Source organism: Pseudomonas sp. Irchel 3A5, assembly GCF_900187575.1.
GTDB lineage: Bacteria > Pseudomonadota > Gammaproteobacteria > Pseudomonadales > Pseudomonadaceae > Aquipseudomonas > Aquipseudomonas folii.
In genome coordinates, this window is record NZ_FYDU01000001.1 from 1 (window position 1) to 25702 (window position 25702).

The 25702-nt window shown below is 56.7% G+C and carries 19 protein-coding genes; 5 read left to right on the forward strand and 14 right to left on the reverse strand.

The window, feature by feature from the left end; genetic code table 11:
* Positions 1 to 232: 232 nt before the first annotated feature.
* Positions 233 to 1723: an aldehyde dehydrogenase family protein gene (locus CKW31_RS00005; RefSeq protein WP_095092325.1), complete on the reverse strand. Its 1491-nt coding sequence runs from the start codon at positions 1721 to 1723 to the stop codon at positions 233 to 235.
* A gap of 150 nt (positions 1724 to 1873) precedes the next feature.
* Between CKW31_RS00005 and CKW31_RS00010 the strand changes: the two genes are divergently transcribed.
* The gene (locus CKW31_RS00010) at positions 1874 to 2770 is read left to right on the forward strand and encodes a LysR family transcriptional regulator (protein ID WP_095092326.1); all 897 of its coding nucleotides are present in this window, start codon (positions 1874 to 1876) and stop codon (positions 2768 to 2770) included.
* A gap of 196 nt (positions 2771 to 2966) precedes the next feature.
* On the opposite strand, the gene CKW31_RS00015 is transcribed toward CKW31_RS00010, so the two are convergent.
* Entirely contained in the window at positions 2967 to 3920 is a 954-nt protein-coding gene (locus CKW31_RS00015) for a hypothetical protein (protein WP_141230097.1), read from the reverse strand.
* Positions 3921 to 4497: 577 nt separating this feature from the next.
* Here CKW31_RS00015 and CKW31_RS00020 point away from each other — a divergent pair.
* From CKW31_RS00020 to nadE, 3 genes are all read left to right on the forward strand, one after another.
* Positions 4498 to 6012 (forward strand): hypothetical protein, encoded by a 1515-nt coding sequence (locus CKW31_RS00020; protein ID WP_095092328.1) that lies wholly within the window; start codon positions 4498 to 4500, stop codon positions 6010 to 6012.
* 317 nt (positions 6013 to 6329) lie between these two features.
* On the forward strand, positions 6330 to 7529 hold the full coding sequence (gene pncB / locus CKW31_RS00025) for a nicotinate phosphoribosyltransferase (RefSeq protein WP_095092329.1): 1200 nt from the start codon (positions 6330 to 6332) through the stop codon (positions 7527 to 7529).
* 46 nt (positions 7530 to 7575) lie between these two features.
* Complete coding sequence (gene nadE / locus CKW31_RS00030) at positions 7576 to 8403, forward strand: ammonia-dependent NAD(+) synthetase (RefSeq protein WP_095092330.1); 828 nt, start codon at positions 7576 to 7578, stop codon at positions 8401 to 8403.
* Between the two features lie 202 nt (positions 8404 to 8605).
* Here the strand turns inward: nadE and azu are convergent, their stop codons facing one another.
* Positions 8606 to 9052, reverse strand: coding sequence for an azurin (gene azu, locus CKW31_RS00035; RefSeq protein WP_095092331.1), 447 nt, complete (start codon positions 9050 to 9052; stop codon positions 8606 to 8608).
* Between the two features lie 405 nt (positions 9053 to 9457).
* Here azu and CKW31_RS00045 point away from each other — a divergent pair, with 405 nt between their 5' ends.
* Positions 9458 to 9652, forward strand: a complete 195-nt coding sequence (locus CKW31_RS00045) for a hypothetical protein (RefSeq protein ID WP_095092333.1) — start codon at positions 9458 to 9460, stop codon at positions 9650 to 9652.
* 153 nt (positions 9653 to 9805) lie between these two features.
* Here the strand turns inward: CKW31_RS00045 and CKW31_RS00050 are convergent, their stop codons facing one another.
* From CKW31_RS00050 to rpsF, 11 genes are all read right to left on the reverse strand, one after another.
* The gene (locus CKW31_RS00050; protein ID WP_095092334.1) at positions 9806 to 10705 is read right to left on the reverse strand and encodes a transglutaminase family protein; all 900 of its coding nucleotides are present in this window, start codon (positions 10703 to 10705) and stop codon (positions 9806 to 9808) included.
* On the reverse strand, positions 10705 to 13200 hold the full coding sequence (locus CKW31_RS00055) for a circularly permuted type 2 ATP-grasp protein (protein ID WP_095092335.1): 2496 nt from the start codon (positions 13198 to 13200) through the stop codon (positions 10705 to 10707). Before CKW31_RS00055 ends, CKW31_RS00050 begins: the two co-directional genes overlap by 1 nt.
* A gap of 207 nt (positions 13201 to 13407) precedes the next feature.
* Positions 13408 to 16698 (reverse strand): DUF2126 domain-containing protein, encoded by a 3291-nt coding sequence (locus tag CKW31_RS00060; protein ID WP_095092336.1) that lies wholly within the window; start codon positions 16696 to 16698, stop codon positions 13408 to 13410.
* 377 nt (positions 16699 to 17075) lie between these two features.
* Positions 17076 to 17519 (reverse strand): hypothetical protein, encoded by a 444-nt coding sequence (locus tag CKW31_RS00065; protein WP_095092337.1) that lies wholly within the window; start codon positions 17517 to 17519, stop codon positions 17076 to 17078.
* Positions 17520 to 17681: 162 nt separating this feature from the next.
* Positions 17682 to 19217 (reverse strand): hypothetical protein, encoded by a 1536-nt coding sequence (locus CKW31_RS00070; RefSeq protein ID WP_095092338.1) that lies wholly within the window; start codon positions 19215 to 19217, stop codon positions 17682 to 17684.
* Positions 19218 to 19480: 263 nt separating this feature from the next.
* Positions 19481 to 21784: a YgiQ family radical SAM protein gene (locus CKW31_RS00075; protein ID WP_095092339.1), complete on the reverse strand. Its 2304-nt coding sequence runs from the start codon at positions 21782 to 21784 to the stop codon at positions 19481 to 19483.
* 245 nt (positions 21785 to 22029) lie between these two features.
* Complete coding sequence (dnaB, locus tag CKW31_RS00080) at positions 22030 to 23424, reverse strand: replicative DNA helicase (protein ID WP_095092340.1); 1395 nt, start codon at positions 23422 to 23424, stop codon at positions 22030 to 22032.
* Between the two features lie 126 nt (positions 23425 to 23550).
* The gene (gene rplI / locus CKW31_RS00085; protein ID WP_020293665.1) at positions 23551 to 23997 is read right to left on the reverse strand and encodes a 50S ribosomal protein L9; all 447 of its coding nucleotides are present in this window, start codon (positions 23995 to 23997) and stop codon (positions 23551 to 23553) included.
* Between the two features lie 19 nt (positions 23998 to 24016).
* A complete protein-coding gene (locus tag CKW31_RS00090; RefSeq protein ID WP_095092341.1) occupies positions 24017 to 24907 on the reverse strand; it encodes a hypothetical protein in 891 nt (296 codons plus the stop codon).
* Positions 24908 to 24944: 37 nt separating this feature from the next.
* Positions 24945 to 25175 (reverse strand): 30S ribosomal protein S18, encoded by a 231-nt coding sequence (gene rpsR, locus CKW31_RS00095; protein WP_002551829.1) that lies wholly within the window; start codon positions 25173 to 25175, stop codon positions 24945 to 24947.
* A gap of 28 nt (positions 25176 to 25203) precedes the next feature.
* The gene (gene rpsF, locus CKW31_RS00100) at positions 25204 to 25629 is read right to left on the reverse strand and encodes a 30S ribosomal protein S6 (protein WP_027900435.1); all 426 of its coding nucleotides are present in this window, start codon (positions 25627 to 25629) and stop codon (positions 25204 to 25206) included.
* Between the last annotated feature and the right edge of the window lie 73 nt (positions 25630 to 25702).

Sequence of the window (25702 nt, forward strand, 5' to 3'; positions counted from 1 at the left end):
GGGCAGGAGCACTATCTACAATAGAGGCTCTTGGCCTTAGGAGCTCAACAGCTTCCTGCTCTCCCTCGATGATCAGTCGAGAACTATGGCGCGGTGAGGCGCTAGAGTCGAGATACAAGGAGCTCACCGAGGTTACGAGGCCAGCGATGGCGATGTGTCAGAAAAATCGCCATCGCTGGCCTCGTAACCTCGGTGAGCTCCTACAGGGATCGCGTTGTGCCGCAGACAGACCTCAATCGAATGTAATGCCCTGCGCCAACGGCAGTTCCAGCGAGTAGTTCACGGTCGCTGTCTGACGGCGCATGTAGCCGCGCCACGAATCGGAGCCCGACTCGCGACCGCCACCGGTTTCTTTTTCACCACCGAATGCGCCGCCGATTTCAGCACCGCTCGGGCCGATGTTGACGTTGGCGATACCACAATCGCTGCCCAGCGCCGACATGAACTGCTCAGCCTCGCGCACATCCGTGGTGAAAATGCACGACGACAGACCTTGCGGCACAGCGTTGTTCAGCCGCAGTGCTTCATTGAAATCTTTATAACCCACTACGTACAGAATCGGCGCGAATGTCTCGTCGCGCACGACGTCGCTTTGCTCTGGCATCTCGACGATTGCCGGAGAAACGTAATAGGCATTAGGGAGTTTATCTTCCAGTTGGCGCTTGCCGCCAAACACCTTGCCGCCTTCGCTCGTCGCCTGTTCCAGCGCGTCCTGCATGGCCTGATAGCTGTGTTTGTCGATCAACGGGCCGATCAGATTCCCTTCCAGCGGGTGACCGATACGAATTTTTTCGTAGGCAGTTTTCAGTCGCGAAACGATTTCGGCTTTCACCGACTCATGGGCGATCAAACGGCGCAGGCTTGTGCAGCGCTGTCCGGCAGTCCCTACAGCACTGAAGAGGATGGCGCGTACGGCCAGATCCAGGTCGGCCGTCGGGCTGAGAATCATGGCGTTGTTACCGCCCAGTTCGAGGATGCTGCGAGCGAAACGAGCGGCTACTTTCGGAGCCACTTCGCGCCCCATTCGGGTGCTGCCGGTTGCACTGATCAGGGCCACACGCGGATCATCGACCAGCGCTTCACCTGCATCACGACCACCGATGATCACTTGAGCCAGGTACTCCGGCGCATCGGCGAAGTCAGCCGCCACCTTGTCGAACAGCGCCTGGCACGCCAGACCGGTCAATGGGGTTTTCTCAGACGGCTTCCAGATCACCGAGTTGCCGCACACCAGCGCCAGTGCGGTGTTCCAGGACCAGACCGCGACCGGGAAGTTGAACGCACTGATCACACCGACCACACCCAGCGGATGCCAGGTTTCACGCATGTGGTGACCTGGACGCTCAGAAGCGATGGTCAAGCCGTACAACTGGCGGGACAGGCCGACAGCGAAGTCGCAGATGTCGATCATTTCCTGCACTTCCCCCAGGCCTTCCTGGGTGATTTTGCCAGCCTCCCAGGAAACCAGCTCACCCAGATCAGCCTTGTGCTTGCGCAGCGCTTCACCGAACAGACGAATCAGCTCACCACGGCGCGGAGCCGGAACCTTGCGCCACGCCTGAAAAGCCGCGTCGGCACGGGTGACCTGCTGCTCGACTTCGGCGGCTCCTTCCCAACTCACAGCGCCGATGCGGCTGCCGTCAATGGGGGTATGAACAGGCTGGTCGCCCTTCTGATATTTCGCGGGGTCGACACCGAGGCGGGTTAGCAGGTCGGTAAGCATGTTCTCTCCTGATTTCGGGAATGCTGAAATAACGGTAAATCTTCAGGCTCTAGTAATAACTGGCCTTAACGCCATCAACAAACGACCATTAGGCGAGATATCATTCCTTTTATTCATGCTCGCAGTATCAAGATCGGAAAAGGCCAGAACATGCTCAACAGACGTCACCTGCCGTCCATCACCGCGCTGCAATGCTTCGAGGCGGTCACCCGGCATTTGAGCTTCACGCGCGCGGCCGAGGAACTGAACCTCACGCAAAGTGCGGTCAGCAAGCAAGTGGCGCAGCTTGAAGAACTGGTGCAGCACTTACTGTTTCGCCGGGTGCGTCGCCGCTTGCAACTGACCCCGGCGGGGGCGCTGTATCTGGGCGAAGTGCGCAAGATTCTGAGCCAGATGGAGATGTCCACTCACTTCCTGCGCTCCTATGGCGGCGAAACCGAGGTGCTGCGGGTTTCCACACCCTCGACCTTCGGCGCACGCTGGCTGGTGCCGCGCTTAAAGGGCTGGCGGCTGCGCCATCCGCATATTCATCTGGATGTGGTTAACGAGCAGGAAAACGATGACCTGATTCAAAGCCGCTGCGATTTCACGTTCTACTTCGGCCAGGGCGCACGGCCGGGAGCGGAAAGTATCCGCTTGTTTGGCGAAGAACTGGTGCCCGTCTGCGCACCGAGCGCGTTACCCGCTACACCGTTTACCGATCCGACACAGTTGGCCGATCTGGTCCTGCTGCAAAACGCCAATCGCCCGCAAGGCTGGCATGACTGGTTCGACAGTCAGGGCTATCACACCGAACACAGCTACCACGGGCCACGCTTCGAAACCTTTTACATGTGCATTCGGGCTGCACAGGTCGGCTGCGGCGTCGCCTTGCTGCCGCGCTTTCTGGTGGAAGAAGAACTGGCCGACGGCAAGCTGGTCATCCCATGGCAACACGCCCTGCCAAGCAGCGACGCGTACTACATGGCCTACCCGGAGCATGCCGCTGAAGTGCCGAAGATCAGGGATTTTGCGAAGTGGATGCTGGAGCAGTTGGGGGGAGAATAAACGCAGTTTCTGTAGGAGCGCACGAGCACCGCGAGGCCGCGATAGCGGTGTATCAGGCAGGACGCTATCGCGGCCTCGTGTTGCTCGTGCGCTCCTGCGTTCCTGCGCTCCTGCGCTCCTGCGCTCCTGCGCTCCTGCGCTCCTGCGGGTTTGATGCTTGCGATGCGGCAGATTTCATAAAAATGACGATCAACGATCAGGTTGCAGGCTGCTCCGTATAAACGACGTCCCTCAACCGATCGAGACCATCCCCAAACTGAAACGTGAATGGTCGGCCGAGCTTCGTCACCATTAATTGACATTTAGATGTCAACTCATCGTAGAGATCGGATGAAAGTGTGGTGAGCGCCTTATGTTCATAAAGGCCGTAAGAGTGAGCTCCAAGACTGCCTGCCAGAACGCTTACCTCGGCCATCTGACCTGAGAGACTGAGCGACTTAACTCCTAACTCGAGCTTACCCTCAGAAAGCAACCGACGCATATCTGCGCTATTAAAGTTAACTGCAACACGTTTATATTTTTGACTCCATGTCATCACGGCCATATTGAGAAAAGTGCCCCTATCACCGGGCATCAGCACAGCCATTTCGAAGGGGAGATCATGTTTTATCCGCGAAACAACATAACAATAAAACTCAGGCTTCCCATAATAAATTTTAAAATCTTTTTTATATCTAACCTGAATTGTTAACTCCGACTGCGGATGAATGTAAACGCCGTTATCTGAACGTTCGTAAAGCTGAGGCTGCCCCACTTTAAAGTCTGAAGATTCCGGATCCATTATTAAGTGACCACTGAAAGCAGGCATCCGCTTGGCCTCAAGAACATCCTGCAAAGCATGCTTAAGCGCCTGCTGCTGATCAGGCCCAAATGACTCATCCTTGATAGCAATATGTATGATGCTGGATTGCTTCTTATCAAGCTGAAAATCGAGCCCTTCAACCTGAACACCCAAACCACGTAGCGATTCGATTATATTATCAGGATAAAGCGTAAAGGCAGCTCTCCCCGGCTCCATGTAAAGCTGATTGACGGGCTTATCAAAATACAAAGTCGCGTAATGCCCTGCTTTATCACTATCAGACGGACGCTCTTTGTCGCAACCCATAAGTAAGATCAGAATGAACATAGCGATCATCGGTAGTTTCATGGCAGGCCCGGGAGATTCAAATGAAAAGTAAAAAACTACGCCCACTTCGGAACGCTGCCGAAGTTTAAATTCAACTTCGCACACCATCAATCAAATAAGCCCAAACAACAAGGCTAGCGGCAACTTTAAGAAAAGTCCTACAACCCCTAATTGTTTTTTCTGTCACGGGAGCGCGTTTATTGTAGGAAATGCGACCTGAAATATTGGCGCGATGTCGTGGGACCGGCTTTAGCCGGGAAGAGGCCAGTGCAGTCACTAGAACAAGCCGTCAGTAATACCGCCTTCCCGGCTAAAGCCGGTCCCACGACGCACAGCTTCGAGAGGCTGTAAGCAATTGCGTAGGACGGCATTGGCCGCTAGCGCGTAAGCCCTGCGCGCCCATGCCTAAACCTCCAGCTCTCCACCAAATCCTGACGCCAGCATTACGGCTGCTTCCACCCATCAAATAGTTTTTTATGGCTGTGTGCTGCCCGGCGTTGAACCTATATTCCTGCAACCCTGGGTAGAAGCCTTCGCGCTGCGCATGTCGATCGCTACGTAGTTTCCCTGACTTGATCCCCTGACAGGTTATGACGCTATGGCGACCGCTAATATTGCAAAAGCAAACTCCCAGACCTGGCTCAATGACAGGCACCTGACGGTTATTTTGCTCGTGTTGCCGGTGATGCTGATGACGCTGGCGATCCTGATCAACAACCACGGGATGTTCATTTACACGCTGGACGATCCCTACATTCACCTCGCGCTGGCCAAACAGATGTTCAGCGGCCATTACGGTATCAATGCAGGCGAGTTTTCGGCGCCGTCCTCAAGCATTCTCTGGCCATTCCTGCTCGCACCGTTTGCCGTTTTTGGTAGCGGGATGGTCCTCGCGCCGTTCTTCCTGAATATGGTTTTCGCGTTCCTGACTGTCGGCCCGCTGATCAAGCTGCTCGACGGTTTGCACCCGTTCAGCAAAGTGCTCATTCTCGGTGGTTTCTTCCTCGCGACCAATCTATACGGCCTGATTTTCGCGGGGATGGAGCATACGCTGCAGGTCTATCTCGTGACCTTGATAGCCTGCGCGGTGGTGAAAAAGGAGTTCGGCCAGATAGCCACAACCCCCCTGCCCATCTACGTCGCGCTGATTTTATTGCCGCTGGTGCGCTATGAAGGGCTGGCCGTTTCATTGCCTGTGCTGGCTTATCTGTTCTGGCATGGCGAACGACGCGCGACAGTGGTCAGCGCAGCACTCATCGGTGCGCTGGTGATCGCGTTCTCGCTGTTCCTTAGTCATCTGGGGCTTGGCTACATACCTTCTTCCGTGCAGGCAAAAACCGGTACGGGGCTGGCCGCGCTGTTCTTCAATGTCACCAACCAGCTGGATGCATATGGCTGGGTCTTGCTTGCCCAACTGTTCGTCTGCGTGCTGTTCTTCGACAGAAAGCCGCTGATTCTGATGCTGCTGACCGTGGCCGCGCTGCACACGCTGTTTGGTCGGTCCGGGCAAGGCCGTTATGAAGCTTATTGGCTGACCTTTGTTGGCGTATTCGTGATCTACGCCTGCGTCACGCGCATGAATGCGCGTTACATGACTGCGCTGTTCGCGATGCTACCGATTGCATTTGCGATTCCGGTGTACACGACGCTGCGGGTGCCTCTTTCCTCGGCGGCAATTTATAACCAGCAGTATTCCAGCGGAGAGATTGTCCGGGCATTGGGCGAACCGGTTGCCGTCAATGATCTGGGCCTGGTCGCGCTCAATGGCAATCAATACATCCTGGATTTATGGGGGCTGGGCAGTATCCAGGCGCTTCACTATCGCAAGACGCGCAACGATGTGGACTGGATGACAACCCTGATGGACGAAAAACACGTGCATTACGCGTTTGTTTACAACGAGTGGTTCCCCGAAAGGCCGAAGAACTGGATTGAAGTGGCAGAGATGCGCCTGACCATCCCTCGCGCATCGGCCGCAGCATCCAGCGTTTTTTACTACGCCACGGACGAAGAATCAGCGAAAAAGCTCAAGACTGTGATGGAGCGATTCCGTGATCAAACCCCCAACGGCAAATTCACCCTGAATTTCCCGGCGGTTGCGGCGGTGCGCTGATATACAGCACGCATTACCTGTAGGGGCGCACGAGCAACGCGAGGCCGCGATAGCGTTCCCCCTGACACACCGCCATCGCGGCCTCGCGGTGCTCGTGCGCTCCTACAGATCTGATAGCCGTTTCATGTTTTGATAAGACCCCGCCAACCAGCCCCTACCAAAGAAAACTGCCCCTATCCCGCACTGACTGGCATTATGTCGGTCATTATCAACAACAAGCTCAATGAGCGCTCGATGGCTCTGCCACGGGACGCCGTGACCACTTGATTCATTTTCGTTTGGCCGCGTCTGGCGGCCGGTCCTGCTGGAGCGACCCAATGAGCGAGAGCGCTTTCTCGAATCGCATCGTGCAAAACCTGCTCGATACCGATCTGTACAAACTGAGCATGATGCAGGCGGTGTTGCACAACTATCCTAACGTCGACGTGGAGTGGGAATTTCGCTGCCGCAACGGTGAGGATCTTCGTCCTTATCTGGGTGAAATCCAGCAACAGATCCAGAAGCTGTGCGAGCTGTCGCTGACCGCTCCGGAGCTGAACTTCCTGGAGCGCATCAACTTCATGAAGCCGGACTTCCTGAGGTTTCTTGGCCTGTTCCGCTTCAATACCCGCTATGTGAAAACCACCATCGAAAATGATGAGCTGTGCATTCGCCTGCAAGGGCCATGGCTGCATGTGATCCTTTTTGAAGTGCCGGTTCTGGCGATTGTCAGTGAAGTGCGCAACCGCCATCGTCATCCGGATATCCTGCTCAGTCAGGCGCGAGACAAGCTGTATCGCAAGTTCGACTGGCTGACCGCCAATGCCCAGGCTGACGAGCTCGCCGAACTCAAGGTCGCCGACTTCGGCACCCGTCGTCGCTTCTCATACCGCGTTCAGGAAGAAGTCGTCGACGTGCTCAAGCGCGACTTCCCCGGCCAGTTCGTCGGCACCAGTAATGTGCAGCTGGCACGCAAATTTGATCTGAAACCGTTGGGCACCATGGCCCACGAATGGATCATGGCTCACCAGCAACTCGGGCCACGCTTGATCGACAGCCAGAGCGCTGCGCTTGATTGTTGGGTGCACGAATACCGGGGATTGCTGGGGATCGCCCTGACGGACTGCATCACCACTGACGCTTTCCTGCAGGATTTCGATCTGTATTTCGCCAAGCTTTTTGACGGTCTGCGTCATGACTCCGGTGATCCGGTGAAGTGGGCCGAAAAATGCATCTCGCATTACCAGAAGCTCGGCATTGATCCGATGAGCAAGACACTGGTGTTCTCCGACGGCCTGACGTTGCCCAAGGCACTGGAAATATTTCGTGCACTGCGCGGTCGTATCAATGTCAGTTTCGGTATCGGCACTAACCTGACCGCAGACATCCCGGGCGTTGAACCCATGAGTATCGTCCTGAAAATGACCGCCTGCGCCGGGCAGCCTGTTGCGAAAATCTCCGACGAGCCCGGCAAGACGCAATGCAAGGACCCTAACTTCGTCTCGTACCTGCGACATGTGTTCAAAGTGGCGGATTGATCCGCAAACAGAATCCGTCGCCCCCATCCTTACCGAGGAGTGAATCATGCAAGCCGTACAGCTCCAGATCGCCGAGCAGCTCAAGGTGCAACCGCCTTTCGCCGACGAAAATGCGCTTCAAGCCGAAGTCGCCCGGCGTATCGTTTTCATTCAGGACTGCCTGACCAACGCCCGGCTGAAAACGCTGGTGCTGGGCATCAGCGGCGGTGTGGATTCATTGACCGCCGGGCTGCTGGCTCAGCGCGCTGTTGAAGAGCTGCGCACCACCACCGGTGACGACAGCTATCAATTCATCACAGTGCGCTTGCCTTACCTCGTCCAGCATGACGAACACGAAGCTCAGGCTTCAGTGGACTTCATCAACCCGGACGTTCGTCACACCGTGAACATCGGCGGTGCGGTCAAGGCGATGGCGAGCGAAATCAAGTCATTTGAGGGGCAACATGCCAGTGCTGTGGATTTCGTACTCGGCAACACCAAAGCCCGCATGCGCATGGTCGCGCAGTACACCATTGCTGGCGCTCATCAGGGCCTGGTAATCGGGACCGACCATGCAGCGGAAGCGGTGATGGGTTTCTTCACCAAATTCGGCGACGGCGCCTGCGACCTCGCACCGCTGAGCGGGCTGGTGAAGAATCAGGTCCGCGCGATCGCCCGTCACTTCGGTGCGCCGGAATCGCTGGTGGAGAAAGTCCCCACCGCCGATCTGGAAGACCTGGTGCCCGGCAAACCGGACGAAGCCTCACACGGCGTGACCTACGCCGAAATCGACGCCTTCCTGCACGGCGAACCGGTGCGTGAAGAAGCGTTCAAGATCATTTGTGACACCTACGCCAAGACCCAGCACAAGCGGGAGTTGCCGTACGCACCTTGATGGATCGATGTGATGACGTGGGACCGGCTTTAGCCGGGAAGAGGCCAGGACAGCTACTGGATTCGTGGCATCTAACGGGCCGCTTTCCCGGCTAAAGCCGGTCCTACGTCGTCAGTGATTCTCTCCAACAAGGTTCGCGCTCCAACGTCTCGTAAACAAGAAACCCGGCAATCGCCGGGTTTTCTTTTAAACGCTGGACGCCCTACTTCAACGTAACAGTGCCTTTCATCATGCCGATATGGCCTGGGAACGAGCAGAAGAAGCCGTACTTCTCGGCCGGGTCCAGCTTCGATACATCAAACGTCACCGAATCCTTCTCGCCAGCGCCAATCACTTTGGTGTGCGCGATGATGCGGGCATCACCCTCTTTCAGATACTGCTTGTCGATACCGGCACCCAAGCCATCGGTGGCGATAGCCTGCATATCGGCTTCTTTGCTCAGCACCCAGTTATGGCCCATGACGTTCTTTGGCAGGCTGCCGGAATGCGTGAGGTTGACCGTGAACGTCTTGCAGCTTTTATCGATTTCAACGGCCTTGGTGTTGAAGGACATCTGATCGGTGGAGTCGACTGTCGTACTGCACTCTGCCGCCAGCAATTGCCCGCTGGCCAATGTCAGCAGGGATACAGCAACAAGCTTGCGAATCATGGGGAATCTCCAAGGCAGGGTATTTTGTTTATTCCGGCAAAGACTGCCTGATATGGCGCCAGGTTCCAATGACCTGCGTCAACAAGGCTCAGTGGCAGTTAGCTATCGAGGGCATCGAGACAATCAAAGAGGCGACGTTCGGATCACGGTGCAAGATGCCTCATCGCCACCTTTCAGGATGACCATCATGCAGCTCAACAGCCTTTTCCGTAGTTTGCTCGCCGCTTACGCGTGCGGTGCCACTGGCAGCAGTGCTGAGGAATCAAACCCGTTTTGATAACGATTTAGTAACGAAAAACAGGAGTCTGGGATCAAGGCTTTGGACCAGAGGACACACAACGCCGTGTGCCCGACGCCGTTCTCAGGCAGAATGACGCCATTAATTGCCTTAACAGAGGATCGCCCATGGCTAAACCTAACTACTCCTTCGCGAAACGTCAGCGAGATCTGGCCAAAGAGCAGAAGAAAGAGGAAAAGCTACAGCGCAAAAACGCTGCCTTGGCCGAAACCAGTGCTGAAGGCGAGTCCGAAGCGACTGAAGCGACCGACGAAGCTGCGCCAGTAGAACAGACCAGCACTGACGACAAACCAGCCAGCTGATAAAGCTTGTTCTCTTAGGACCGGCTTTAGCCGGGAGCACATTTTTCCTGAACCAGCAATTGCAGCGTACCTGCTGTCCCTCTCGCGGCTAAAGCCACTCCTACGATTGCATTGAGTCCGTAGGACCGGCTTTAGCCGGGAGCAAGAGGTTATTCACCTCCCCCCCTCAATCGGCATCACCGTCACCCGCACTTCCGGGTCGTGACTGCCACCGCCCAGAATCACCCCCCGCAACGGCGACACATCTGAAAAGTCGCGCCCCCAGGCCAGGCTGATGTGTTCCAGTGCAGGCTGCACGTTATTGGTTGGGTCGAAATCCACCCACCCCAGCACCGGACAAAACACCGACACCCACGCGTGGGACGCATCCGCGCCGATCAGTCTTGGCTGACCCGGTGGTGGCTGAGTCAGCAGATAACCGCTGATGTAGCGCGCCGACAACCCGCGTGAGCGCAGGCAAGCCAGCATCAAGTGGGCGAAGTCCTGACAGACGCCACGACGGCTTTCCAGCACCTCGACCAGCGGGGTCGCCACTTGCGTAGCTTCACCGTCAAACGTGAACTCGGTGAAGATCTTCTCCATCAATGCCTGCACACACCACATCAGCGGCTGACTTGGCACAAAGCAATCTGCCGAGAACTCGATGAATGACTGCTTCAAATGCACGTAAGGCGATTCGAAACGATAGCGACAGGCTTCCATGATGTCCGCCGACATCGGCCGGGCGTTGTACGTCATGATGCTGCGGGTCATTTCCCATGCAGGCGAATGATCGAAATTAAGCGGCGAGCGCTCAAGGACTTCGACCTGCAGGCGCGCATTCACTTCCAGTTCATCATGAGGCCGCTCAAATGCCAAACGGGTCAACGGGTTACCGAACACGTCGAACTCATCACGGCGAATCGTCGGTATCGGGCTGACCAGCAACTGCTGCTCAGTGCAGCGCTGCCAGGGATTGGGTCGCGGCCACAGGTGCGCTAACTGCTGGGCCAGCGAAACCGGGCTGTCGTATTTGTAATGCGTGTCGTGGAAAATCTGGTAACGGGCGCTCATCAGACGGACACCGTACGTTGGCTGATATCGTCGACGTGGGCAAAGTGACGCAAGGCCAATCGATCAGAAACCTGTCCGCTGGCGTCACCAATGCTATGCAACATGTCCGCAAGCCCTTCCAGCACGGCCTTGATACTGCTGTCACCAAACAATGGATTCTCCAGACAACCCAGATCGAAACTCGACAGGCGTCGAACCAGCGTCCCCAGGCTGGCATCACGAGGCGCGCCGAACTCTTCGTTCAAATGGTTCAGGGACTTGGACACCAGCTTGAGCTGGAACAGCACCGCGTGGGGGTTCTGATCATCCAGTAACAGCAAGTCCAGCACCGGAATCAACTGCGGCACGGCCAGGTATCGCGAGCGATAAGTAATGCTGCTGTTGCCCAGCTCCAGCAGCCACTCCAGACCGGCCTGATCGGTCACGGCCGCGCTGCGCAGGAACGCCGCCAGGCTGTTGCTGAGAAACTTCAGGCGCTCGATACGTCGACCGATCATCAGGAAGCGCCAGCCTTCGTCCCGGGTCATGTCATCCAGGGCAAACCCGGATAAAGCTGCCAATGACATGACCAGCCGGTTGAGGAAGTCCAACAGTTCGCCGAAATCTGGATCCTTGCTGTCCAGGCTAGTCGCTTCGCGCTGCAATTCGACCAGCGCCTGCCAGTTCTCCCGAGACAGCTTGCCACGCACTTGCGAGGCGGCCCACTGCAAACGCTGCAGATTGGCGCGCAGACTGAACGGCCACTCTTCGCCGAGAAGGGCCGCAAGAAGCCGCTCAGGCAATGTACCGCCCTCTTCCTCATCAGGAAGCAAGTTCAGGCGCTCACCCAGCGCCACGGCCGCCTCAAGCGCTTCAGGATCGTCGCCGTCCACATAGCGGGTGAGCATGATGCGCAGCAAGCGCGCACTGTTGTCGCAACGCTCACAATAACGCCCAAACCAGAACAGGTTCTCCACCACGCGGGAGGGCAAATACGGATCGCGCCGGATCAGATCGTGCACGCCCAACGTGCGCTGGCCTTTCCAAGGCTCACCGGTTTGCGACAGCTCGCCCAGCACCCACGTGTCTTTGCTGGCACCGCCGCGCTGCATCGAAACCACGTCGGCATCAGCTTCGGCGGCAACGCGAGTCAATCCGCCCGGCAGGACGCGATAACCTTCAGAACTGGCCACGGCATACACACGCATGCCAATGGCACGAGGCTGTAACTGTTGGCCATCGGCCTGCCAGACCGGCGCGTGAGACAGCTGCGCCAGTTCCTGAGCCACATAGGCATAAGGTCTGGCCTGCATGCGTTGCGCGAGGGCCTCACGCTGGGCTTCATTTAAATCCCGGCCAAACACTGGCGAAAAACTCTGGGAAGGGAACGCGGGCTTGATCAGCAAATCCGGCAGTTTCTCCAGCGCTTGAGCCAGCACGGGCGGTTCGCCGCACCACCAGGTTGCAACGGACGGCAGGATCAAGTCCTCGTCGAACAGGTACTGACAAATCTTTGGTAAAAAGCCCAGCAGGCCTGGTGACTCCAGCACACCACTGCCCAGCGCGTTGGCAACCAGCACCTTGCCCTGACGCACCGCTTCCAGCAGGCCCGGCACGCCGAGCGCAGAATCGGTGCGCAGCTCCAGCGGGTCGCAGAAATCATCGTCCAGACGACGCATGATCGCGTGCACCCGACGCAAACCGCTGAGGGTTTTCAGGTACACCGTCGCGTCGCGGACCGTGAGATCGCCACCCTCCACCAGTGGATAACCCAACTGGCGGGCCAGATACAAATGTTCAAAATAGCTCTCGTTGAAGCGACCCGGTGTCAGCAGCACGATCAACGGCGTTTCGTTATTGGCTGGCGCCTGACGCGCGAGGGTTTCCTGCAAGGCGCGGAAAAAACCGGACAGGTGTTGAACCTGTAAATCCCGGTAGGTTTCCGGGAAAGCGCGGGACACGATCTGGCGGTTTTCCAGCGCATAACCTGCGCCCGACGGCGCTTGTGTACGGTCAGCTGTCACCCACCAGCGACCATCAGGCGTGCGTGCCAGATCCACCGCGTACATGTGCAGGAACGCGCCTTCCGGCGGTGTGATGCCTTGGCACGGCCAAAGGAAATTGTTATGGCCGAATACCAGCTCGGCGGGCAGCAGGCCTTGGGCGATCAGGGTTTGCGGACCATACAGGTCAGCCAATACCGCGTTGAGCACTTTGGCGCGTTGCGCAATGCCCGCAGCAACCTGCTGCCATTCTTCGGCAGGAATCAGGTGCGGTAGTAAATCCAGCTCCCACGGGCGGTCCGCGCCCTTGGGATCGGCGTAAACGTTATAGGTGACGCCATTTTCCTGAATCTGTCGGGCCAATAGCGCCTGACGTTGAATCAATTGTGCGGAAGTACTGCGTTGCAGCTGTTCATACATGCGCTGCCAATGAGGGCGAACAGCTCCATTGGCATCAAGCATTTCGTGATAGGTACCCGCAAACACAGGGTAATGGTCAAGCAAGTCGCGCATGGAAGGCTCGGCAGAGACTAAAAATTTCAGAGTAGCGCAGTCGGATGTCAGCTGATGGTTAGCTGCTCCGGCTGGCGTAACCATTTTTATAAAACAGACTGAATCAACCTGCCCCCGGCAGGAGCGAACTTGTTCGCGAGGCGTCGTTCCTGACACGTATCCTCGCGAACAAGTTCGCTCCTACCGGCGTGCACCACCGGGCATTTATCAATGCAAACGCATATCCAGCGTCATCGGCAGTTCGTCGTTGATGCTCAGCAGTGGCACTTCCAGTTTGCCGGGGGTATGACCGATCCTGAAGAACCGCGCGAGACGGCGGCTTTCCGCTTCGTTGGCATTGACCGGCAAGGTCTCATAATTGCGCCCGCCAGGATGCGCGACATGATACTCGCAGCCGCCCAGTGAACGCTGCATCCACGTATCAACCAGATCGAACACCAGCGGTGCATGCACCGGGATAGTCGGTTGCAGGCAATTGGCAGGCTGCCAGGCCCGATAACGCACCCCGGCGACAAATTCGCCCACTCGTCCGGTGGGCTGCAACGGTATCGCAATGCCATTACAGGTCAATACATACCGTTTCGGCGGCAGGCCATTAATCTTGACCTGCAGGCGTTCCAGCGAGGAGTCCACGTAACGCACCGCACCACCGGCCGAACCTTCCTCGCCCAGCACGTGCCACGGTTCGAGCGCCTGACGCAATTCTAGCTCAATGCCACTGACCGCATAATCGCCGACCTTGGGGAAACGGAACTCCAGATGCGCCGCAAACCATTCGGCACGCACCGGGTAACCGGCACCGTTCAACTCTTCGATAACGTCTGCAAAGTCCTGCTCGATGAAGTGCGGCAGCATGAACCGGTCATGCAATTCAGTCCCCCAACGCGCCAGCTTGGCGGGCGCATACGGCTCGCGCCAGAAACGCGCTACCAGCGCACGCAGCAACAGTTGCTGAGCTAGGCTCATCCGGGCGTGCGGCGGCATTTCAAAAGCACGCAGCTCCAAAAGTCCCAGACGGCCAGTGGCACCGTCCGGGGAGTAGAGCTTGTCGATACAGAACTCGGCACGGTGAGTGTTGCCGGTGACATCGATCAGCAAGTTACGCAGCAGCCGGTCGACAACCCAGGGCGCAACTTCTTCACCGGGTTTGGGCATCTGGGCGAATGCAATTTCCAACTCGTACAGCGAGTCGTTACGCGCCTCATCGACCCGTGGTGCCTGAGAAGTAGGACCGATGAACAGTCCGGAAAACAGATACGACAGCGAAGGATGGTTGTGCCAGTAGCTGAGCAGGCTGCGCAGCAAGTCGGGGCGGCGCAGGAACGGCGAATCGCCGGGCGTCGCGCCACCCAGAACGAAGTGGTTGCCGCCGCCGGTGCCGGTGTGTCGGCCGTCGATCATGAATTTTTCGGTGGTCAGTCGCGTCAGCCGCGCCTGCTCGTAGAGAAACTCCGTGCGTTCAACCAACTCATCCCAGGAAGCAGACGGCTGTACATTGACTTCGATAACGCCCGGATCAGGCGTAATACGGAAATTTGCCAGACGCGGATCGCTTGGCGGTTCGTACCCTTCGAGCAGGATCGGACAGTTCAGCTCTTCGGCGCTGGCTTCGATGACCGACACCAACTCCAGGTAATACTCGAGTTTTTCCAGCGGCGGCATGAACACATACAAACGCCCTTCCCGCGCTTCGGCACAGAGCGCCGTACGCGTCAGCCAGTCGGCCGACTCGTCGATCTTTGGCATACGCTCAGCGTTGGCGTCCAGCTGTTCTGTAAGTCCGGTAAGTTGTGCCTGAATTTGCCCGTCATCTGGCAGTTCGGGGAAATCCTGATTGAAGTCGGTGGGGTGAATGAACGGATATTCCGCCGCCTTGACCCAGGGTTGCGAGGCCAACGGCAAACGATAGCCCAGCGCCGAATCACCCGGCACCAGACGGCAATGGGTATCCCGCAGATACCAGCGACCACTCTGCCAGCGATCACCGTCGACGGAGCGCGCCAAAGGCAGGACCTGACCAATAACCTTGTCCAGCCCTTGAGCGAACACCTTGCGCAGCCGCGCACGCTCAAGTTCGTCACTGAGGCGTGAGTCTTCGGCGCTGACGTTGGCAGGCAGTGCGCCCTCACGCCACAGGTAATAGAAATTGTCTTCGTAGGCAGGGAACACAAAACGCGTCGGCACTTTCAGCCGCTCAGCGACGCTGGCCAGAAACCTTCCAGCCAGTTCGCCCGTCGCGCCGTAGTTTTCGGTTTCTTCGGCAATCAATGCATTGTTGTGCCACACAGGCTGCCCGTCTTTACGCCAGAAGCAATTGAGCGACCAGCGCGGCAACTGCTCGCCCGGGTACCACTTGCCCTGGCCAAAGTGCACGATACTCAGCGGCGCATAGTGTTTGCGCATGCGCTGAAACAACTCAGCCGACAAAGCGCGCTTTTTCGGCCCCAGCGCAGCAGTGTTCCACTCGGCACCGTCGCGATCATCAATAGAGACGAACGTCGGCTCGCCGCCCATGGTCAGGCGCACATCGTTGTCAGTCAGATCGCGGTCGATCTGATGGCCCAGCGCTTGAATCTCGGCCCATTGTTCTTCGGTGTAAGGCTTGGTAACGCGAGGCGCTTCCCAGATGCGCTCCACCGACATTTCATGGCTGAACTCGGTTTCACAGGGTTCAACCAAACCACTGATCGGCGCTGCCGACGAAGGCTCCGGACTGCACGCCAGAGGAATATGCCCCTCCCCCGCGAACAGGCCGGACGTCGCATCAAGCCCCACCCAGCCTGCGCCGGGCAGATACACCTCACACCAGGCGTGCAGGTCGGTGAAGTCGACATCGGTACCGGATGGCCCATCAAGCGCTTCAACGTCAGCCTTGAGCTGAATCAGATAGCCGGACACGAAACGCGCGGCCATGCCCAGATGACGCAGCAACTGCACCAGCAACCAGGCCGAGTCGCGGCATGAGCCGGACGCGTTTTCCAGCGTGAATTCCGGGGTTTGTACACCGGGCTCCATGCGGATCAGGTAATCGATGTCCTGACTCAGGCGCTGGTTAAGCCCCACCAGAAAGTCGATGGCAGGCAATGGCGTGCGGTCAATGCTGGCCAGATAGTCAGCAAACTTCGGCGTCAGCGGAAGCTTTTCAAGATACGGCGCCAGTTCGCGCTGCTCTTCGCTGGCATAGAAGAACGGGATCTTCTCGGCATAAGGCTCGAGGAAGAAGTCGAACGGGTTGAAGACCGCCATTTCGGCGACCAAGTCAACTTCAACACGCAACTCGTTGGTCTTTTCCGGAAAGACCAGGCGCGCAAGGTAGTTGCCTTGAGGGTCCTGCTGCCAGTTGATGAAGTGATTTTCAGGCAGGACTTTCAGTGAATACGACAAAACCCGGGTGCGGCTGTGGGCCGCAGGACGCAGGCGGACAATCTGCGGACCCAGTTCAACCGCTCGTTCGTAGCGGTAATGCGTGACGTGGTGCAAGGCAATGTGAATCGACACGGCGTGCCTCCTGCGAGCCTGGACGGTAATGGAACCGCGCAAGACTTATGCCATCCGGGCAAATACGGCGGTTCCTCGATGGCGAGGCAGAACCAGGCACTATTAAAGCGCCTACCGTGCCCCGCGGTGCAAGCGTTGCACAGAAATAAGGCACTGGGAGGGAAAATTTGTGAGCGAGCTGGCGGACAGTCGAGGGGACTGAGCAGATCGTGATCATCTGTGGCGGCGAATTCATTGACGACGGCGGGACTAGCTGAAATCAATCGCGTCTGACGTGGTGCGTTGTGAATGAATTCGCTGCCACTGGGAGTGTGCAGGGAAGCAGTGTGGGTAACCCAAACGGGTAGTGCGCGTTATAGCGCGTGAAGATTGAACATTTAGTAGCTGTAGTGAACGGTTATTGAGTCCTCACCAGCGGGAGTTCCCTGATTTTGTCCGCCACTCACCAAATGCTTAATAGTAATTCTCGCAAATCTGTCGAAACTATGGTGATTAAAAGCCTCAGTCGAGCCTGAAGAGTTCTTGGAAATTTCTTCGCACTGGTCGTAACCAGCTCTCCCTGGTCGGGTGTAACATATCTGAACGTTCTCACCTGTATTATTCGGGTAATAGGTACTAGTCCAATTTATGCTCTCCAGCCTTTTCGGCAAATAACGTTGATTTCTGGGAAAATCCATAGTCATCATCGAAAACTGGGACAGACCAACGCCAGCTTTGGCGACCACAATTCGGTCGGGCACTTCAGACTTGGTAATGGAACTCTCTACTGCGAATGTATTGGCTGACAAAGCAACAAGCGTAATTGCTATAATTTTTTTCATGAGTCATTCCTTGAGTATTGTGCTTAGAACCCCAAGCTTACTCAACCGCCCACGTCGCGCGACATACATATGTATTAAATAAAAACCGATCAGCAGCACCGCTGCGCTAATGCGGCGCGATCAAGTGACTCGCGCCTTTGTAAGCAGAGGATGGTGCAAGTCTTACATTTCTCCAAGCCGATCCCATAGACTACCAAGCCAACCCGGCTCTCCTGGGTGAAGATCATTGCCGGGCCATTCGCGTAATATCTCCAGCCCCGTCCTGGTCCTTACAAGCTGCAGATGAGTTTGAGCCGCTTTACCGCTCCCCTCTTCCAATTCAATGCCCAGTGCTCGACCCTTTTCAGTGAGACGCCATACACCATTTTCGCTGATAACATCAGGATCGAAATGCGCCATCCTGACCGTACTCGAGGTCGTCATTACGTAGTACTCCTCCCCTGGCCTGGGCACATAGCTAGAGAACGTGCTCTCCACAGGAGCTGCTGTATTAGATTCATCAGAGAACTTCGTCACGACATGTTCCATGAATTCAAAATATCCAAAATTCCCCAGCGCGCCAGAAGTTGGAGTCAGCGCATATCGCAAAAATTCCGGATCGAGCCGTGTGCTATTTATAGCGGCGCCATTCAATATACGCGACGCGACAGCTGCATCTTCTTCTGGAAAAGCAACCGTCAACTTCCAACCCTGGAGATCGTAATTGCACTTGTTAAAATCCGACTTGAAATGCCCAAACATCCGATAATGTCCAAGAGAACGAGCGACCCCATCAACATATTCCATGTCAACATCCTCACCTTGAGCATAAGCATAGATATCAGAAAGCAGCTCGCGATCTTCTTTCGTGAGGTACTCACATTCGTTACGGGAAAGGTCCCCGAACTTTAAACCTTTCGACGCATCGGCAATGGCGGGCTCACGCACTCCGAACAAACGCTCCACCATTAACTGGCGACCCACCTTATTGGCTTGAGTAGCAGCTACATCAAGTTGCGATGGGGGGACAACTTTCGGCTGCTCGCTCAACCTCGATACTTGAGTAAAGGCCGGCTCGGGAAGTGATCGTTGAATAACCTCCAGAGGCTTCGCTGCGCCCATTTCGCTCAGCGACATCTTGCTGCCCGAATTGAGCTCAATCTTCTGCTGCAAATCGACAGCATAACCAACCGGATACTGGCTTTGCTCAATGGGTGCCAGTGACTTGAAATGAGTGAACGCCTCATTAAAAAAGCCAGTCATCTTCCCGGTGTCGCCGTACTCAAGCAGTGCGTGCTGAGTCGCACTCTGTCGCCAGAGCTGTTCCTGACTGGAGGACTCTTGCAGGGCTGCCACACGGTCTGCGACAGAAAAATCACCACCTTCGTCATATGCTATCAAAGCCAACTGATCTCGGGGCATACCTTGAAAAGGTCTGGCGGACGTATTGGATTGCTGGACTTGATGAGGACCGCCCAATAGCTCGTTGAGCACTTGCGACGCCTTCTGCCCAAGTGCCTGCGGGTCTAAAGCGGCATCTCTGGCCTGGGCACGCGCCGAAGCGGCGCTAAGCTGACTTGCCAGGACTGAAACCGAGCTATCGGTGCGGGTCTGATGAGTCACCTCGTCAGCAACTATGGTTGCTATGGCTGAGGGCCTGCTGTCCACAGTTGAGATGACACCCTGAGCTCTCACTGAATTGTTATTGATAATGAGCACCGCGATCTCCCTGACTTAGGCGGCTAGCAACGCTAGCGCTTCTGTTGAAGAAACCGAGGATAGGCTCAGGGCGCCCCACTGAATGTAGGACTAACTGCGTCGTCGCGTGGGAAGAGTCTTGTTTTGCTTTCAGTGTGCGTCAGGCGGGTTGTTATCGGGGAGAAAACGAGATCCGCAGGCTCTTCCGGTAGAACGTCAAAACCTGAAGTCACAACGCAAAACGCCAACCCGAAGGTTGGCGTCCAGTACACAGAATCACACTGTTAGCGCGGAACGACCGGCTTGCGCTTCGGCGGCTTTGGCCCTTTGCCTTTCGCAGCATCCATACGCTCTTTGGCGGCCTGCCTGTTGCGCGCCTCGGCGGCGGCCTTGGCTTGCTCGCGTTTGTCCCAGGGTTTGCTGCCATCGCTGCCGCGAGGTGGCAAGCCGGTGTGCTGGGTGAGGATCCTCGTGGTTTCCTTGGCGACCTTGTGGCTGCCAGCGGGTGTCGAGTTTTTACGTCGGGCACTCTGGTAGCTGTCGGTGGTGGGCTGATGCAGCGGGATCAGTTGATCCTTGCCCGAACCGATCAGGTCGGCGCGGCCCATGCGGGTCAGTGCCTCACGCAACATCGGCCAGCCTTTTGGGTCGTGATAGCGCAGGAACGCCTTGTGCAGACGGCGTTGCTCTTCGCTTTTCACGATGGTCACCGCATCACTCTTGTAGGTGACCTTGCGCAGCGGGTTTTTGCCCGAGTGGTACATGGCGGTCGCAGTAGCCATCGGCGACGGATAGAACGCCTGCACCTGATCGGCGCGGAAGCCGTTGCCCTTGAGCCACAACGCCAGGTTCATCATGTCTTCATCGGTGGTGCCAGGGTGGGCCGCGATGAAGTACGGAATCAGGTACTGCTCTTTGCCCGCTTCCTTGGAATACTTCTCGAACATGCGCTTGAACTTGTCATAGCTGCCAATGCCCGGTTTCATCATCTGGTTGAGCGGACCTTCCTCGGTGTGTTCCGGGGCGATCTTCAGGTAACCACCCACATGGTGGGTCACCAGCTCTTTAACGTATTCCGGTGACTCGACCGCGAGGTCATAGCGCAGGCCGGAAGCAATCAGAATTTTCTTCACGCCCGGCAACGCACGAGCACTGCGATACAGCTGGATCAGCGACGAGTGATCGGTGTTCAGGTTCGGGCAGATACCAGGGAACACGCAGGACGGCTTGCGGCAGGCGGATTCGATTTCCGGGCTCTTGCAGGCAATGCGGTACATGTTCGCGGTCGGGCCGCCGAGGTCGGAGATCACCCCGGTGAAACCTGGCACCTTGTCACGAATCTCTTCGATCTCGCGAATGATCGACTCTTCAGAACGGTTCTGAATGATCCGGCCTTCGTGCTCGGTGATCGAGCAGAAGGTACAGCCACCGAAACAGCCACGCATGATGTTTACGGAGAAACGGATCATGTCGTACGCCGGAATCTTTTCCTTGCCGTACGCTGGATGCGGAATACGTGCGTAGGGCATGCCGAACACGTAGTCCATTTCTTCAGTGGTCATCGGAATCGGAGGCGGGTTGAACCAGACGTCAACGTCGCCATGCTTCTGAACCAGAGCACGGGCGTTACCCGGGTTGGTCTCCAGGTGCAGCACGCGGTTGGCGTGAGCGTAGAGAACTGCGTCGCCACGAACCTTCTCTACTGACGGCAAACGGATGACCGTTTTGTCACGGGTCATGCGCGGGCTGGCCAGAATCTGTACAACCTTGGCTTCGTTCGGATCTTCAACCGGACCCTTTTCCTGCTCGATGGCACAGGCCTGGGTGTCCTGGGTATTCACATACGGGTTGATGATCTTGTCGATCTTGCCCGGACGGTCGATGCGGGTGGAGTCGACTTCGTACCAGTCTTTAGGCGTGTCACGACGGATGAACGCCGTGCCGCGCACATCGGTAATGTCTTCGATCTTGTGGCCGTAGGACAGGCGTTGAGCCACTTCGACAATTGCGCGCTCGGCGTTGCCGTACAGGAGAATGTCGGCGGCGGCGTCGATGAGGATCGAGTTGCGGACCTTGTCCTGCCAGTAATCGTAATGGGCGATGCGGCGCAGCGAGGCTTCGATGCCACCCAGCACGATAGGCACGTGCTTGTAGGCTTCCTTGCAACGCTGGCTGTACACAAGGCTGGCGCGGTCCGGACGTTTGCCCGCCATGCCGCCTGGCGTGTAGGCATCATCGGAACGGATTTTCTTGTCCGCGGTGTAGCGGTTGATCATCGAGTCCATGTTGCCTGCAGCGACACCGAAAAACAGGTTCGGCTCGCCGAGCTTCATAAAGTCGTCTTTGGACTGCCAGTTCGGCTGGGCAATGATCCCGACGCGGAAGCCCTGAGACTCCAGCAGCCGGCCGATGATCGCCATGCCAAACGATGGGTGATCGACGTACGCATCACCGGTCACGATGATGATGTCGCAGGAATCCCAGCCAAGCTGATCCATTTCTTCCCGGCTCATTGGCAGGAAAGGAGCGGGCCCAAAACATTCGGCCCAGTACTTCGGATAGTCAAATAACGGCTTGGCTGCTTGCATGTCGGGACCTACGTTTGCACGTTGGAAAAATCGCGGGCGCGGAATATAGCACAAATTTTGATCAAATCCGACGGCGATGGTCGGAATTGAGTAACAGGTGTGGCGACCCAATAGGGCTTAACCGTAACCGTAGGACCGGCTTTAGCCGGGAGGGCGCTGGTAATCCGATAATTTTCCTTCGCCAGAAATACCGCTCTCCCGGCTAAAGCCGGTCCTTCGGGCGGTCGTCAAACACATCCCACACATCACTCGTCTTCGAAGTTGTAACTGCCCGGCGCGAGGTTTTCAAAGCGGGTGTATTTGCCGATGAACGCGAGCCGCGTTGTCCCGATTGGACCGTTACGCTGCTTGCCGATGATGATCTCGGCGATACCTTTGTGCTCGGTCTCCGGGTGATACACCTCGTCCCGGTAAACGAACATGATAACGTCGGCGTCCTGCTCGATCGCTCCGGATTCCCGCAAGTCGGAGTTGATCGGGCGCTTGTTCGGACGCTGCTCCAGGGAGCGGTTGAGCTGCGACAGGGCAACGACCGGGCAGTTGAATTCCTTGGCAAGGGCTTTCAACGAGCGGGAAATCTCGGAAATCTCGTTGGTCCGGTTATCACCACCGGAACCGGGGATCTGCATCAGCTGCAGGTAGTCGATCATGATCAGGGCGATGTCGCCGTGCTCACGCACCAGACGTCGTGTCCGGGCGCGCATTTCCGACGGACTGATACCGGCCGTATCGTCGATGAACAGCTTGCGCTCGTTGAGCAGATTGACCGCCGACGTCAGGCGCGGCCAATCGTCATCTTCCAGGCGACCGGCACGGACCTTGGTCTGGTCGATACGTCCCAACGACGACAACATACGCATGATCAGCGATTCACCTGGCATCTCCAGGGAGTAAACCAGCACCGCCTTGTCGCTGCGCAACACGGCGTTTTCCACAAGGTTCATGGCAAACGTGGTTTTACCCATGGAAGGACGACCGGCGACGATGATCAAGTCGGCCGGTTGCAGGCCGCTGGTCTTCTCATCCAGGTCGGTGTAACCGGTGGACAGGCCGGTGATCGCGTTGTCGGTATTGAACAGGGTATCGATACGGTCGATAGCCTTGGTCAACAGGTCGGTCACGCTAACCGGGCCACCGGTCTTTGGACGTGCCTCCGCAATCTGGAAAATCTGCCGCTCGGCTTCGTCGAGGATTTCAGCAGCGTTGCGCCCTTCCGGGTTGAACGCGCTGTCGGCGATTTCGGTGCTGATGCCGATCAATTGCCGCAGCGTCGCCCGCTCACGGACGATTTGCGCATAGGCCTTGATGTTGGCAACGGACGGAATGTTTTTCGCGAGTTCGCTGAGATAACCCAGACCGCCAACCTGTGAGGTCTGACCCTCTTTTTCCAGCTGTTCGGCCAGCGTAACCACGTCGATGGGCTGGTTCTGGTCAGCCAGACGGGCGATGGCGCGAAAGATCAAACGGTGGTCATGTCGATAGAAATCGCCATCCGACACCTGATCGAGCACGCGTTCCCAGGCGTTGTTGTCCAGCATCAGACCACCGAGTACTGCCTGTTCGGCCTCGATGGAATGCGGCGGCACCTTCAGCGCGGCGGTTTGCAGATCATATTGCTCAGGGGCGGAGATATCGTTCATGACCACTCAGAATCAGGGGTTGTGAAAAAACCAACTGTACAGAAAGACAAAGGGCACGACCTGTAAACAGGATCGTGCCCGATGTTAATCCTCTAGCGAGCAAGTCGCCAGACGATTACGTACTGCTTAAGCAGCCACCACAACAACGCGAACGGTTGCTTCTACGTCGCTGTGCAGGTGCACGGCTACGTCGAATTCGCCAACGTTACGGATGGTGCCGTTCGGCAGACGAACTTCGCTTTTTGCAACTTCAACGCCAGAGGCGGTCAGTGCATCAGCGATGTCGTGGGTGCCGATCGAACCGAACAGCTTGCCTTCGTCACCAGCGGTGGCAGTGATAGTCACTTCCAGCTCAGCCAGTTGGGCAGCACGAGTTTCGGCAGAAGCTTTTTTGTCTGCAGCCAGTTTTTCCAGCTCGGCACGACGCTCTTCGAACGCAGCAATGTTAGCAGCGGTCGCAGCGGTAGCTTTGCCGTAAGGCAGCAGGTAGTTACGACCGTAACCGGCCTTAACATTTACTTTGTCGCCCAGGTTGCCCAGGTTCGCGACTTTTTCCAGAAGGATCAGTTGCATGTGAAAATCCTCTTAACTTTTAACCTTCACCGTTCGCGCTATCGGAGTCTTTCGATCCCAGACGACCGCGAAAATCAATCAGGCTGTCGACAATGGCAATAACCACGAGCAACGGACCTATCAGGTGCATGAATGGCACCAGCGTGACGTACATCCCCACCAGCCAGAAACTGGCCAGTTTTTTCTGCGCCACCAGCCCGTGAATCAGGGCCAGCCCGGCGAAGGCCAACGGTATGCTCAACAACGGCAACAGAATCAACATCTGTACGCTGAGCATCGGCCCTACAAACATCGCTGCGAGCAACGATAAAGCCAGTCCTTTCGGGATTCTGATCTGACGAAATTCGCGACCAAAACCACCGGGGTTGTACAACATCGCTTGCCAATAGCGCCCAAGAATCAGGCACAACACACTGAAAATCTGAAGCGTAACCGCTATCGAACCGATGATCAGGGGTGGAATCAGTGAAGCGAAGGTAACTCGCTGGTCAGCCGAGAGTTTCTCGTAGACCTCACCGAAAGCTTGAGGCATGAGTTTCTCGAACTCCTGACTCAAGCTGTCAACCATGGGACTGAACACCGTTCCAAGGCTCACTGCACACAACAACCCGACTACCACGCTGACCAGCAGCGCGCGATTCCAGGTGTGGCCTGCGCGTAAAACCAGCGACAGACCACAAGCCCCAAGCAACACTAACAGTGCACTGGGATCTTTCTGGAAGTACCAGCAAACCAACGCTGAAAGCACTCCCACACCAATGACGCCAATGGCGTCCGAACCGCGCCGCAGTAGCACAAGACTAGCTGCGGCGGCACTCACACAGTACAACAGCGGCAATGCCGCAAATCCGGCCACAACCAGCATGGCCTGCAAACGTCCCCGCATGATGAATTCAGCCAAGGCGCGCATGCATTAGATCCCTTACTACTTTGTCGACTGCCCGGTCTCAGCGGCCGTGGCTGTCGGTGTAGGCCAGCAGGGCCAGGAAGCGGGCACGCTTGATAGCGGTGGCCAGCTGACGCTGATAACGTGCTTTGGTACCAGTGATACGGCTTGGAACGATTTTGCCGGTCTCGGATACGTATGCTTTCAGAGTGTTGAGATCTTTGTAATCGATCTCTTTCACGTCTTCAGCGGTGAAGCGGCAGAATTTACGACGACGGAAGAAACGTGCCATGTGATTGGCTCCTTAAAAGGTCCGTGGATTACTCGTCAGCGTTATCGCTGTTGTCGCTGTCATCACCATCAACGCCATCGGCGCTGTCGGAGTGCTCAGGACGGTCGCGACGCTCACGGCGCTCACTGCGGTTTTCTTCAGCCTTGAGCATCTCGGACTGGCCAGTTACGGCTTCGTCACGACGGATGACCAGGTTACGGATCACTGCATCGTTGTAGCGGAAGTTGTCTTCCAGCTCGGCCAGAGCCTTGCCAGTGCACTCAACGTTCAGCATCACGTAGTGAGCCTTGTGAACATTGTTGATTGCGTAAGCCAGTTGACGACGGCCCCAATCTTCCAGACGGTGGATTTTGCCGCCGTCTTCTTCGATCAGCTTGGTGTAACGCTCTACCATGCCGCCGACTTGCTCGCTTTGATCCGGGTGGACCAAAAAGATGATTTCGTAATGACGCATGAATGCTCCTTACGGGTTGTAGCCTGCCGCCAATAAGCGGTCAGACAAGGAGTGAATGACACTGTTAGTCTTG